Genomic DNA, 12,577 nt, shown 5'->3' with positions numbered 1-12,577 from the left:
CCTTAGAGAACCAGATGCTCGAACTTGACCCGCAACATCATGCCGGTCTGCAATTGAACCTGTACGTCATCCTTGGTCACTTCCTTGATGGTCGCAGGCACGGGAGACTTGCCCAGCACGACGCGCACGCCTTGATCCACTTTCAGGGTGGCGGCATCCACTTTGACCAGGGGAGCATCGGCTACAGGCGCGGCCTTGGGGGCGGACCTGGGCTTGTCGGAGCGAGGAGCATCGGCCTTGCGCGGCGCGTTGCGGCGCGGCTGCTTGGGCTTGTCTTCCTTCTCCTTGGTGTTGGTGCGGCGGCTGGCAAAGACACGCTCTTTGCTCTCCTTGAGGGCCTGTTTGGCATGTTCGATGTGCTCTTCGGTCAGCAGCTCACCGGGGTTGCCATCCAGATCGACACGGGCCTGGCCAGCCTTGAGGCCATGCAGGTAACGCCAGCTGGAGGTGTATTGACGCAGAGCAGAGCGCAGCATGGTCTTGGAGACTCTCTCGTCATCAGCAAGACGCGCGGCCAGATCCTGGAAGATGCCAATCTTGAGTGGCTTGGCCTCTCCTTCAGCGATGAAGCAGGCCGGGAATTTCTCGACCAGGTAGGCGACGATCTCTTTACTGTTCTTCAGCTTTTCAGTGTTTTCCATGTATAACCTTGGCTTTCATATAGACGCACGGGCATGCCCGAACACAACAAAGGCCCTATTATAGAGAGCTTGGGACCTTTTGCGAACCATCTAGCAATGACTTAGAGCATGCTTTCCAAAATTTGCACCGTTTCTTCGAGGCCAATCCGGTCCTCCTGGTCGAAACGGTTAAAAATCGGACTATCCACGTCCAGCACCCCGATGATCTCACCACCGCGACGCAGCGGAATCACGATTTCAGAATTGCTGGCGCCGTCGCAGGCGATGTGACCCGTGAACTGGTGTACGTCGTCCACCAACTGGGTCCTGCCCTCGGCCACCGCCGTGCCGCAGACGCCACGGCCCACCGGAATGCGCACGCAGGCCGGCTTGCCCTGGAAGGGGCCGAGCACCAGGGTCTCCCCTTGCAACAGATAAAAACCGACCCAGTTGATGTCGGCCAGCTCCTGATTGAGCAGGGCAGACAGGTTCGCCAGGTTGGCAATCAGGTCGGGTTCACCCTCCAGCAGCGCCTGGGCCTGTTGGTTGAGGGTGCGATAAAATGCTTGTTTTTCAATCATGATTAAATGAACTTCACTCCTTGATAATGAATGCAAGGTACCGACCTGCCCGAAAAATTCAAATCAAATTTCACTTCTCCCCCCTCATGGGCCGCAAACAGCAGCCTGCTGTCAGGGGGAAACCCCCAGCGCCAGTTGCTGGCGCTGGCCATTGCTCCACTCGATATTGAGCAGCCACTCCATGGACTCGGTGGTGCAACTCCCCACCTGAGCGGCCCCCTGCCAGCCCCCCTCCTTCGCCTCGAGCTGCACCGGGATGACCCCCATGAACATGGTCCTGCCCTCCAGCCAAACCTTGGTGGGGGTGATGGCGGGGGAGCCCCCCTGAAGGCGCAACACAAAGTCATGTTCAGGGCGGATCGGCAAGCCGTCTATGCTGGCCGTCAGGGGCTTGTCACCGACCAGAAGGGAACAACTGCTGTGGGACAGATCACAAATCTGATCATTTTTTCCCGTTGTCTCCCCGCTCGGCGGGCCCGAAAACCAGGTCCGATAGGCCATCAGGGAGAGCAAAATGGCCAGCACCATGGTCAAGTGCACGATTTTGCGTGAAGTGAGTCTCTCTTTCATGAAAAAACAGCCCTGTAAGGTACTTTGAAAATGCGATTTTCGTGATCTCGCGCAAGGTAAAAAACCAGGGAGCGCGGGACCCGCCGGAGCCAAATATATCACTGTTTGTACTGTTATTTTACCGGTCAGTTCAGTATCATTCTCAATGAATTTTCATTTAACCACCTTTTGCTTTTCCTTTTATTAACAGATGTTAACGAGAGGATTTTGCAAATAAGGGGTGAAAATGGCCCCGATCACCGGGCAAAAAACAAACAACAGCATCGGAAGCGGAATACAACGATGAGCCATACAACAAACCACCCTGAGTACAACTACACCGTTGTGCGCCAGTTCACCGTCATGACGATTGTCTGGGGAATTGTCGGTATGTCGGTTGGTGTACTGATCGCAGCCCAGTTGATCTGGCCTGCCCTCAACTTTGATACCCCCTGGCTGACCTACAGTCGCCTGCGTCCCCTGCACACCAACGCGGTCATCTTCGCGTTTGGTTGCAGCGCGCTGATGGCCACCTCCTTCTACGTGGTACAACGCACCTGCCAGGTCAGGCTGTTTGGAGGCCCGCTCGCTGCCTTCGTGTTCTGGGGCTGGCAGGCGATCATCCTCGCCGCCGCCATCACACTGCCGTTGGGATACACCACCTCCAAGGAGTATGCCGAGCTGGAGTGGCCCATCGACATCGCCATCGCCGTGGTCTGGGTGAGCTATGCCATCGTCTTCTTCGGCACCCTGGTCAAGCGCACCACCTCCCACATCTATGTGGCGAACTGGTTCTTCGGTGCCTTCATCATCACGGTGGCGGTGCTGCACATCGTCAACAACATGGAAGTGCCGCTCTCCGGCATGAAGTCCTACTCCATGTACTCAGGTGCCATGGATGCCATGGTGCAGTGGTGGTATGGCCACAACGCGGTCGGCTTCCTGCTCACCGCCGGCTTCCTCGGCATGATGTACTACTTCGTGCCCAAGCAGGCGGGTCGCCCGGTCTACTCCTATCGCCTCTCCATAGTGCACTTCTGGGCGCTGATCTCCCTCTACATCTGGGCCGGTCCGCACCATCTGCACTACACCGCCCTGCCCGACTGGGCCCAGTCGCTGGGCATGGTGATGTCCCTCATCCTGTTCGTCCCCTCCTGGGGCGGCATGATCAACGGCATCATGACCCTGTCCGGTGCCTGGCACAAGTTGCGCTATGACCCCATACTGCGCTTCCTGATCGTCTCTCTGTCGTTCTACGGCATGTCCACCTTCGAAGGCCCCATGATGGCCATCAAGACGGTCAACGCCCTCTCCCACTACACCGACTGGACCATAGGTCACGTCCACTCCGGTGCCCTGGGCTGGGTTGCCATGGTCTCTATCGGAGCCGTGTATCACCTGATCCCGAACCTGTTCGATCAGGGCCGCATGTACAGCATCCGCCTGATCAACGTCCACTTCTGGCTGGCGACCGTGGGCACCGTGCTCTACATCGTCTCCATGTGGATTTCCGGGGTGATGCAGGGTCTGATGTGGCGTGCGGTCAACGACGACGGCACCCTGACCTACAGCTTCGTGGAGGCGCTGCAAGCCTCCTATCCCTTCTACTTCGTGCGCTTCCTGGGTGGCTGCTTCTTCGTCACCGGCATGCTGCTGATGGCTTACAACGCCTATCGCACCGTCACTGCGCCCAAGGGTTCCCTGGAACCCGTCGCACAGCCAGCCTGATCTGAAGGGGTTTAAAGCATGAGCAACAACAACCGTCACGAAATATTTGAAAAGAGCGTCCCCATGCTGGTGATAGGCATCATCTTTGCCATCAGCCTGGGGGGCCTGGTCGAGATCACGCCGCTGTTCTTCCAGAAGCAGACCAACGAGCCGGTGGAGGGCCTCAAGGCCTACACCGCCCTGCAGATGGAAGGACGCGACATCTACATCCGCGAAGGCTGCACCGTCTGCCACAGCCAGATGATCCGTCCGTTCCGCGCCGAGACCGAGCGTTACGGTCACTACTCGGTCGCCGGCGAGAGCGTGTGGGAGCACCCCTTCCTGTGGGGCTCCAAGCGTACAGGTCCGGATCTGGCCCGGGTCGGCGGCCGCTACTCCGACGACTGGCATCGCGCCCACCTCATCAACCCGCGCGACGTGGTGCCGGAATCCAACATGCCCGCCTTCCCCTGGCTCGAGACCAACGTCCTGACCGGTGAGCTGACCGGCAAGAAGCTGGCGCTGTTCCGGGATCACTTCGGGGTGCCCTATACCGATGCCGACATCGAGGGTGCGGCCGAGGCAGTCAAGGGCAAGACCGAACTGGATGCCCTGGTGGCCTATCTGCAATCACTGGGTCATGCCCTGAAATAAGGAGTCGGGATATGGATTACGGCACATTTCGCGGCCTGTACACCCTGCTGCTGATGATCATCATGATCGGCATCATCGTCTGGGCATACAGCAAGCGCCGCAAGGCCTCCTTCGATGAGGCTGCCAACCTGGTCTTTGCCGATGACGAGCAACCCAGTGCTGATAACAAGAACGCAGGAGCGAAGCAATAATGAGCACTTTGTTTAGCATTTTTGTGACCGTCATAAGTCTGGGCACCATACTCGGCTGCTTCCTGCTGCTGATGTGGTGCATGAAGGACAAGATGGGGACCGAAGAGGGCAAGCCCATGGGGCACACCTTCGACGGTATCGAGGAGATCAACAACCCGCTGCCGAAGTGGTGGTCCTATATGTTCCTCTTCTTCATCGTCACCGGTCTCATCTACCTGCTCGCCTTCCCGGGTCTGGGCAACTTCAAGGGGTTGCTGGGCTGGCAGAGCTCCAACCAGGACGTTCGCTCCCTGGCCGAATCCAAGGCGGCGGCAGCCTCCGCCAAGGACGAAGGGCGCGCGGTGGAGTACGATCGGGAACTGGCCAAGGCCGACGAGGTCTATGGCGCCAAGTTCCGCGAGCTGACCTACCAGGCCGACGGCAAGAGCTACAAGGAGATCACCGAGATCGCCAAGGACCCGGAAGCCCTGAAAGTGGGTCAGCGTCTGTTCCTGCAGAACTGCTCCCAGTGCCACGGCTCCGATGCCCGCGGTGGTCGCGGTTTCCCGAACCTGACCGACAGCGAATGGCAATGGGGCGGCGCGCCTGACCAGATCAAGACCACCATCATGGGCGGTCGCCAGGGGATCATGGCCGCCTGGGGCGAGATCCTGGGTCAGGACGGGGTCAAGGAAGTGGCCTCCTATGTGCTGAGCCTCTCCGGTCGCAAGGTCGACCTGGTTGAGGCCAAGAAGGGGGAAGCCCGTTTCGCCATGTGCGCCGCCTGCCACGGCCCGGATGCCAAGGGCGGCATCGCCTTCGGTGCGCCGGATCTCACCAACAACACCTGGTTGTATGGCGGCTCCCGTCAGGTGGTCGAGCAGACCATCACCCACGGGCGTCACGGCGTGATGCCAGCCTGGAAGGATATACTGGGAGAAGACAAGGTCCACCTGCTGGCGTCCTATGTCTACAGTTTGTCCCACCAGGCGCAGTAAAATAAGCAGTAACATGTGATAAACACGTGATTACGCAGCAAAAAGCCTCGACTCTTCGAGGCTTTTTGTTATCTTGTGTTGGCTAGAATCCCTCCATTTCGTTAACCATATGTTTCGGTAGCACCATGACTCAACCCTGGTATCGCCAATTCTGGCCCTGGTTCATCATCGCCCTCCCCTGTGCCGCCGTGGTAGGCAGCATCGCCACCGCCATCATCGCCAGCAAGGATGGGGTCAACCTGGTGGCGGAAGACTATTACAAGCAGGGCAAGGAGATTAATCAGGATCTCAGCAAGTTCGATCGCGCCGAGGCCCTCGGCATCCGCGTCGAGCTCTCGGTCAGCGACAAGGAGCTGACCCTGAAGCCCCTGTCGGGGGAGATCCCCGCCGGCCAGGCGCTGCACCTCTCCCTGTTCCACCCGACCCTGGCGGGTCTGGACAGCGATCATCTGCTCACTGCCGATGGCAAGGGGGTCTATCGCCTGATGCTGGACAAGCCCCTCAGCGGCAAGTGGCACATTCGGGTCGATGCCTTCAACCACGAGTGGCGCCTGCAAGAGACGGCGCAGCTGCCGACCAAGGCCCCGGTGGAACTCGATCCCAGGGGACGCTGAGCCCTGGATGAGCGGCAGCGTTCATCCTCACATGACGGCGTCCTCCCTTATCTCGCCCGCACGGGCAGCTTCCAAGAGGGTTAATGACCATGACCGGCTGTTTTCACTGTGGTGAACCGGTTCCCACTGGCAATGACTTTACCCTGGAGATCAAGGGGATAGTGCAACCCATGTGCTGCCCTGGTTGCCAGGCCGTGGCACAGACCATTCTCGAATGCGGCCTTGCCAGTTACTACGAACACCGCACCGCCCCCGGTATCAAGGGGGAGCTGGTCCCCAGCGAGCTGGCGGCCCTCACCCACTACGATCTGGCCGAGGTGCAGCAGGAGTTCGTCACCGAGACCGGCACCCTGCGGGAGATCCAGCTCAGCGTGGAGGGGCTGACCTGCGCCGCCTGCGCCTGGCTCATCGAGCGCCACCTGATGGGACTCACGGGCCTGCACTATGTCAACGTCAACACCACCACTCACCGCGCCCGCATCAAGTGGGATCCGGACAGGCTCTCGTTAAGCGACATCCTCAAGGGATTTGCCAAGATTGGCTATCGCGCCTATCCGTTCCAGACCCACAGCCAGGAGGCCATCTACGCCCGCGAGGTGCGCAGCTACATGTTCCGCATGGCGCTGGCGGGTCTGGGCTCCATGCAGGTGATGATGTGCGCGGTGGCGCTCTACATGGACCTCTTCATCAGCGTGGAAGAGGAGTTCATGATCTACTTCAAGTGGATAAGCCTGCTGCTCTCCACCCCCATCATGATCTACTCGGCCCAGCCATTTTACGCAGGGGCCTGGCGCAGCCTGAAACAGGGCCATCTCTCCATGGATGTCTCGGTGTCGCTGGCCCTCATCGGCGCCTTCGTCGCCTCCATCTGGGCCACCGTCTTCAACACGGGTGAGGTCTATTACGACTCCATCACCATGTTCGTCTTCTTCCTGCTGCTGGGGCGCCTGCTCGAGTTGAGAGCGAGGCGCAAGGCATCCGAGTCCAGCTCCAACCTGGCGCGCCTGGTGCCCATCATGGCCACCCGCATCGATGCAGATGGCGAACACGAGGTGGCCGCCAAGACGCTGCGGGTGGGGGACAGGGTCCGGGTGCTGGCCGGGGCAACCCTGCCGGCAGACGGCATCATCACCCTGGGGCAGGCCAGCCTCAACGAAGCCATGCTGACCGGCGAGCAACTGCCCCTGCTCAAGCAGGCGGGGGATCCCGTCTTCGCCGGCACCATCAGCACGGATGCGCCGCTGGAGATCCGGGTCAGCCACCCCATCGAAGAGTCGCGCCTCGCCCAGATCATGCGGCTGCAGGACAGCGCGCTCGATGACAAACCCGCCATCGCCCAGCTGGCGGATGTGCTCTCCCGCCATTTCATCCTGGTGCTGCTGCTCATCGCCGCCGCGGTCTGGACCTTCTGGCACTTCCATGCCCCGGAGCGGGCCTTCTGGGTCACCCTGTCGGTGCTGGTGGCCACCTGCCCCTGCGCCCTGTCGCTGGCGACCCCGACGGCGCTCACCTCGGCCACCGCCCACCTGACCCGCAGCGGCATACTGCTGCGCCGCGGCCATGTGCTGGACGTGCTGACCCGGGCCAACCGCATAGTGATGGACAAGACAGGTACCCTGACCACGGGCAACATCAGCCTGGTGGCCATTCACCCCCTGGCCGGGATCGCTGAAACGGACTGTCTGGCCATCGCCCGCGCCCTGGAAGCCTACTCCGAACACCCCATAGCCCGCGCGTTTCGCAGCAAGGGGGCAGACGATGCCGTGCTGCCGGCAGCCAGCGAGGTGACCCCCGTCATCGGCCACGGCATCCAGGGCAGGATAGCGGGCAAGCATTACCGCATCGGCAGCGCCCGCTGGCTCGGGCTGGCTGATGAGCAGGAGGCGACTCAGGGGCTGGCCATCTATCTGGCCGACGAGACAGGGCCGCTGGCCCGCTTCACCCTGGCCGACACGCTGCGTGCGGATGCCGGTGCGCTGATCCAGGCCTTCAAGGCGGCCGGGCTGCAGACCACCATCCTCACCGGCGACAGCTCCCCTCAGGCCGACGCCGTGGCCCGTGAGCTCGGGGTCGATGAACTGGTGAAAGGGGTCACCCCCGATGGCAAGCTGGCCTACCTCAAGGCCCGGGAAGCGGCGGGAGAGATCAGCATCATGGTGGGGGATGGCATCAACGACGCCCCCGTGCTGGCCGGTGCCCATGCCTCCTTCGCCATGGCGGGCGGCACGGATCTGGCGAAAAACAGCGCCGACGCCATTCTGCTGGCCGACGATCTCTCCCGCTTGCTGGCCGCCCGTGCCCTGGCGCTGCGCACCCGCAGGATCATCCAGGAGAACTTCGCCTGGTCAATCGGTTACAACCTGCTGGTGCTGCCGCTGGCGGCCAGCGGCTGGCTGCCCCCCTATCTGGCGGCTGCAGGCATGTCACTGAGCTCCCTCATCGTCGTCACCAACTCCATGCGCCTCAATCGATGAACAAGCGCTGGAAAATGCTGAAAATGTGGCCTGCCTCCGATGCAGGCCACATTTCTCGCCGATAGCGGCTGGCCCCCTGCCCGAACAGGGTTACCATGGAGGTCGATTGCCACGGATGAATGCCAAGGTAGCTCCCATGAACATCATTTTTGTCCTGATCCCCATCGCCATCCTGTTCGTCATCATCGCGGGGGCCGTCTTCTTCTGGGCCATTCGCTCGGAGCAGTTCGAGGATCTCGACCGTCAGGGCTCCAACATACTGTTTGACGAGGAGCAACCCGCCACCAAGGGCAAGGATCAGCCGAGCGATGACAAGCAGCCTTGATCTGATGGGGGCCCTGCTGGTGGGACTGGCAGGCTCAGGCCACTGTATCGCCATGTGCGGCGGCGTCTCCGCCGCCCTCTCCATGGCCATCCCCGCCGAGAAGCAGCACTTCTGGGGGCGCCTTGGCTACCTGCTCAACTACAACCTGGGACGGATCCTGAGCTATGTGCTGGCCGGCGCCCTGGTGGGCGGGCTGCTGGCCACCACCAGCGAGCTCGGGGCCGGCAAGCACGCCATCGCCGGCTTGCGCCTTCTTGCGGCCCTGCTGATGATAGCCCTGGGCCTCTATCTGGCGGGCTGGTGGCAGGGAGTGCTGGTGCTGGAACGCATGGGCGCAAAATTCTGGCCTCTTATCAAGCCGCTGGCCGGCAAGTTCATCCCCTTCAGATCAGCCTGGCAGGCCCTCCCCTTTGGCATGGTGTGGGGCTGGCTGCCCTGCGGTCTGGTCTACTCCATGCTGACCTGGAGCGCGGCGGCAGGCTCCGCCGGGGGCGGTGCAATCATCATGCTGAGCTTTGGTCTGGGGACCCTGCCGACACTGTTCGCCCTGGGGGGGCTGGCAGACAGATTGCGCTACTGGCTGACCCTGCGCAGCCTGCGCCTCGGCGGTGCCTTGCTGCTCATTGCCTATGGCCTGCATACCCTCTGGATCGGGCTGGCATCCTTTTGAAACCCTATCCAAAACGGATGAGTTGGTGGTAAACTTGTTTGATATAAATCAATTATTCATATGAGCCTATGATCCCGGACAAGAAACCTGGCAGACGTATTCAGAGCGGTGGCTGTGCAATTCATTGCCAGGATTGCAGCATCAGTCAGCTCTGCATCCCCTTCACCCTGAACGACAGTGAGCTCGATCAGCTGGACAGCATCATCGAGCGCAAGAAGCCGATCCAGAAGGGCGAGGAACTGTTCAAGGCCGGCGATGAACTGAAATCCCTCTACGCCATCCGCTCCGGGACCATCAAGTCATACACCATCACCGAACAGGGTGACGAGCAGATCACCGCCTTCCACTTGGCGGGGGATCTGGTCGGTTTCGATGCCATCCACAAGCAGGCACACCCCTCCTTCGCCCAGGCGCTGGAAACCGCCATGGTGTGCGAGATCCCGTTCGATGTGCTCGACGATCTCTCCGGCAAGATGCCCAAGCTCCGCCAGCAGATCATGCGCCTGATGAGCAACGAAATCATGGGGGATCAGGAAATGATACTGCTGCTCTCCAAGAAGAATGCGGAAGAGCGCCTCGCCGCCTTCCTGCACAACCTCTCGGTACGCTTCTCCGAGCGCGGCTTCTCCGCCAAGGAGTTCCGTCTCTCCATGACCCGGGGTGACATCGGCAACTACCTCGGCCTCACCGTCGAGACCATCAGCCGTCTGCTCGGTCGTTTCCAGAAGTCCGGCCTCATCAGCGTCAAGGGCAAATACATTACAGTGCTGGATCACGTGGCCCTCGGCGTCATGGCCGGCGCCACTCGCCCAGCCTGCGGCTGATCACCCCTTTCCCCTCTGTTGCCGGATCGGTTCACCCTGAAATTTGATCCGGCACACCTTCCCGTCTCCCCCCTTGGGCTAAGCTGTAATGGCTAAAGAGTTGCCATCATTGGCGTTTTTGCCAAGGAGGAGAACATGGTCAAGTACCGAAACATTCTGGTGGTGATCAACCCGGAAGAGGAGCGCCAGATCGCGCTCGAACGCGCGGTCAAGGTCGCCGAGCTGGACGAGGGCGCCCAGCTGACCCTGCTCCTGACGATTTACGACTTCTCGTACGAGATGACCGCCATGCTGTCCGTGGATGAGCGGGAAGAGATGCGCCACGGCGTCATTGCCCAGCGCCGGGAGTGGCTGGACGAGATACTGCAACCCTATCGCGCCAGGGGGCTGGAGTGCGAGATCAAGGTGCTGTGGCACAATAGACCCTTTGAGTGCGTCATCCAGGAAGTGCTGGAGCATCGCCACGATCTGGTGGTCAAGGCGACCCACAAGCACTCCTTCCTGCAAACCTTCATCTTCACCCCGACCGACTGGCACCTGCTGCGCAAATGCCCCTGCCCCGTCCTGCTGGTCAAGGAGGGTCACTGGCAGCGGGGCGGCAACATCATTGCCGCCATCAACTGCTCGAGCGACGATCTGGAGCAGAAAGTCCTCAATGAGCGCATCACCCGCGAAGGGGTCGCCATCGCCGATCTGCTCGGCTCCAACCTCTATCTGGTCAACACCTACCCCGGCACGCCGGTGAATGTGGCCATCGAGCTGCCGGAGTTCGATCCCAACGCCTACAACGACGCCATCCGCAAGCATCACGAGGATCTGCTGCGAGAGCATGCCGATCAATTCGGCATCAACCACATGTGGACCAAGGTGGCGGAAGGATTGCCGGAGGAGGTGCTGCCTGACATGGCGGACGAGCTCAAGTCGACCCTGATGATCATGGGGTGCGTCGGTCGCACCGGTCTCTCCGCCGCCCTGCTCGGCAACACGGCGGAGCATGTGGTCGATCGGCTCAACTGCGACATCCTGATCCTCAAACCCGATGATTACAGCTGCCCGGTGGATGACAGGCGTCATCCTGCATAAGCGTTTCTTGCCCTCCCCCGGGACATGGCTATAATAAGCCGCTTATTTTTGTCCCGGGTTTGAGGCCATGCTAGAAGAGCTTAACGCCAAAGAGAAATACAGTTTCAACAAGCTGCAGAAACGCCTGCGGCGCAACGTGGGTCAGGCCATCGCCGACTTCAACATGATTGAAGAGGGTGACAAGATCATGGTGTGCCTGTCTGGCGGCAAAGACAGCTTCGCCATGCTCGACATCCTGATGAGCCTGAAGGCCAGCGCCCCCATCCATTTCGATCTCGTGGCCGTCAACCTGGATCAGAAGCAACCCGGCTTCCCCGAGCACGTGCTGCCGGAATACCTGGCCGCCCTCGGCGTCGACTTCAAGATCGTCGAGGAAGACACCTACTCCATCGTCAAGGACAAGGTACCGGAAGGCAAGACCACCTGTGCGCTTTGCTCCCGCCTGCGCCGCGGCATTCTCTACCGCACCGCCCAGGAGCTGGGCTGCACCAAGATTGCCCTCGGCCATCACAGGGATGACATCCTCGAGACCCTGTTCCTCAACATGTTCTACGGCGGCAAGCTCAAGTCCATGCCCCCCAAGCTGGTGAGCGACGATGGCAAGAACGTGGTGATCCGTCCCCTGGCCTACTGCAAGGAAAAGGACTTGGTGCGCTATGCCGAGGTCAAGGCCTTCCCCATCATCCCGTGCAACCTGTGCGGATCGCAGGAGAACCTGCAGCGCAAGGCCATCAAGCAAATGATGCAGGATTGGGATCGCCGCTTCCCCGGCCGGATAGAGACCATGTTCACCGCCATCCAGGACGTGATCCCGAGCCACCTGCTCGATCACAAGCTGTTTGACTTCAAGAGCATCAACCGCGACTCCGGCATCATCGACGGCGGAGACAAGGCATTCGATCCCCCCGAGCTGCCGACCGCTCCCCTGCTCAACATCGACGAGATGGATGTGCTGGATGTGATAGAGGTGCGCTGAGCGCCCTGCCAGCCACCACGAAAAAGGAGCGCCATGCGCTAATGCCAGTCAGTTAAGCCTGACTGGCATTGTTTTTATTGGTTTTTTTTACACTGTACCTCTGTGGCCTTGCTTTCACGCAGCGGGGGTAACTTCGCTCCCTGCGTTCCGGCAGCACAAACTGCCCCGCCTGCTTATCCAGCTCCGCCACCCGCTTCGGGATAGTCCCCGGTGACAGGTACGGCATGCAGCTCAGTTCATGGATGAGGTAGACCGATGCCATGTGAAAACTCAGCTGACTCGCCGTGTATCCCTTCAGGCTCGCCGCCATCTTCACCATCTGGCTGCGCAGC

14 protein-coding genes and 1 pseudogene are annotated in these 12,577 nt (G+C 60.6%); 11 read left to right on the top strand and 4 right to left on the bottom strand.

The features are described 5' to 3' along the window. Positions 1-2 precede the first annotated feature (2 nt). The 3 genes from proQ to ACB030_RS03175 all read right to left on the bottom strand — a co-directional run bounded on the left by proQ (position 3) and on the right by ACB030_RS03175 (position 1,771). Complete coding sequence (gene proQ, locus ACB030_RS03185) at positions 3-641, bottom strand: RNA chaperone ProQ (protein ID WP_139434456.1); 639 nt, start codon at positions 639-641, stop codon at positions 3-5. Positions 642-742: 101 nt separating this feature from the next. After that, entirely contained in the window at positions 743-1,201 is a 459-nt protein-coding gene (locus ACB030_RS03180) for a GAF domain-containing protein (protein ID WP_205641733.1), read from the bottom strand. 111 nt (positions 1,202-1,312) lie between these two features. After that, positions 1,313-1,771 (bottom strand): hypothetical protein, encoded by a 459-nt coding sequence (locus tag ACB030_RS03175; protein ID WP_371157953.1) that lies wholly within the window; start codon positions 1,769-1,771, stop codon positions 1,313-1,315. 282 nt (positions 1,772-2,053) lie between these two features. Here ACB030_RS03175 and ccoN point away from each other — a divergent pair, with 282 nt between their 5' ends. The 11 genes from ccoN (at position 2,054) to ttcA (ending at position 12,245) form a co-directional block, all read left to right on the top strand. Further along, positions 2,054-3,478, top strand: a complete 1,425-nt coding sequence (ccoN, locus tag ACB030_RS03170) for a cytochrome-c oxidase, cbb3-type subunit I (protein WP_111910628.1) — start codon at positions 2,054-2,056, stop codon at positions 3,476-3,478. A gap of 18 nt (positions 3,479-3,496) precedes the next feature. After that, the gene (ccoO, locus tag ACB030_RS03165) at positions 3,497-4,111 is read left to right on the top strand and encodes a cytochrome-c oxidase, cbb3-type subunit II (protein WP_106886750.1); all 615 of its coding nucleotides are present in this window, start codon (positions 3,497-3,499) and stop codon (positions 4,109-4,111) included. Between the two features lie 11 nt (positions 4,112-4,122). Then, on the top strand, positions 4,123-4,302 hold the full coding sequence (locus ACB030_RS03160) for a CcoQ/FixQ family Cbb3-type cytochrome c oxidase assembly chaperone (RefSeq protein ID WP_005329633.1): 180 nt from the start codon (positions 4,123-4,125) through the stop codon (positions 4,300-4,302). Then, the gene (gene ccoP / locus ACB030_RS03155) at positions 4,302-5,279 is read left to right on the top strand and encodes a cytochrome-c oxidase, cbb3-type subunit III (RefSeq protein WP_371157950.1); all 978 of its coding nucleotides are present in this window, start codon (positions 4,302-4,304) and stop codon (positions 5,277-5,279) included. Before ACB030_RS03160 ends, ccoP begins: the two co-directional genes overlap by 1 nt. A 125-nt stretch (positions 5,280-5,404) precedes the next feature. Next, positions 5,405-5,893 carry a FixH family protein gene (locus tag ACB030_RS03150; RefSeq protein ID WP_139434448.1) on the top strand — a complete coding sequence of 163 codons (489 nt, stop codon included), beginning with the start codon at positions 5,405-5,407 and terminating at the stop codon, positions 5,891-5,893. Between the two features lie 89 nt (positions 5,894-5,982). Continuing rightward, positions 5,983-8,367, top strand: coding sequence for a heavy metal translocating P-type ATPase (locus tag ACB030_RS03145; protein ID WP_371158263.1), 2,385 nt, complete (start codon positions 5,983-5,985; stop codon positions 8,365-8,367). A 136-nt stretch (positions 8,368-8,503) separates the two neighbouring features. Further along, entirely contained in the window at positions 8,504-8,692 is a 189-nt protein-coding gene (gene ccoS, locus ACB030_RS03140) for a cbb3-type cytochrome oxidase assembly protein CcoS (protein WP_111910629.1), read from the top strand. Beyond that, positions 8,676-9,362: a sulfite exporter TauE/SafE family protein gene (locus tag ACB030_RS03135; RefSeq protein ID WP_371157947.1), complete on the top strand. Its 687-nt coding sequence runs from the start codon at positions 8,676-8,678 to the stop codon at positions 9,360-9,362. The genes ccoS and ACB030_RS03135 overlap by 17 nt, the downstream gene beginning before the upstream one ends. Positions 9,363-9,430: 68 nt before the next feature. Next, positions 9,431-10,186 (top strand): FNR family transcription factor, encoded by a 756-nt coding sequence (locus ACB030_RS03130; RefSeq protein ID WP_025327016.1) that lies wholly within the window; start codon positions 9,431-9,433, stop codon positions 10,184-10,186. A gap of 135 nt (positions 10,187-10,321) precedes the next feature. Then, positions 10,322-11,269 carry a universal stress protein UspE gene (uspE, locus tag ACB030_RS03125; RefSeq protein WP_025327017.1) on the top strand — a complete coding sequence of 316 codons (948 nt, stop codon included), beginning with the start codon at positions 10,322-10,324 and terminating at the stop codon, positions 11,267-11,269. Between the two features lie 67 nt (positions 11,270-11,336). Next, the gene (ttcA, locus tag ACB030_RS03120) at positions 11,337-12,245 is read left to right on the top strand and encodes a tRNA 2-thiocytidine(32) synthetase TtcA (protein ID WP_025327018.1); all 909 of its coding nucleotides are present in this window, start codon (positions 11,337-11,339) and stop codon (positions 12,243-12,245) included. 52 nt (positions 12,246-12,297) lie between these two features. Here ttcA and ACB030_RS03115 read toward each other — a convergent pair. Then, positions 12,298-12,577 (bottom strand): annotated as a pseudogene (locus tag ACB030_RS03115) (IS4 family transposase); the annotation flags it as partial.

Source organism: Aeromonas sp. S16(2024), assembly GCF_041403065.1.
GTDB lineage: Bacteria > Pseudomonadota > Gammaproteobacteria > Enterobacterales > Aeromonadaceae > Aeromonas.
This window is presented reverse-complemented; position numbering and strand designations above follow the sequence as displayed.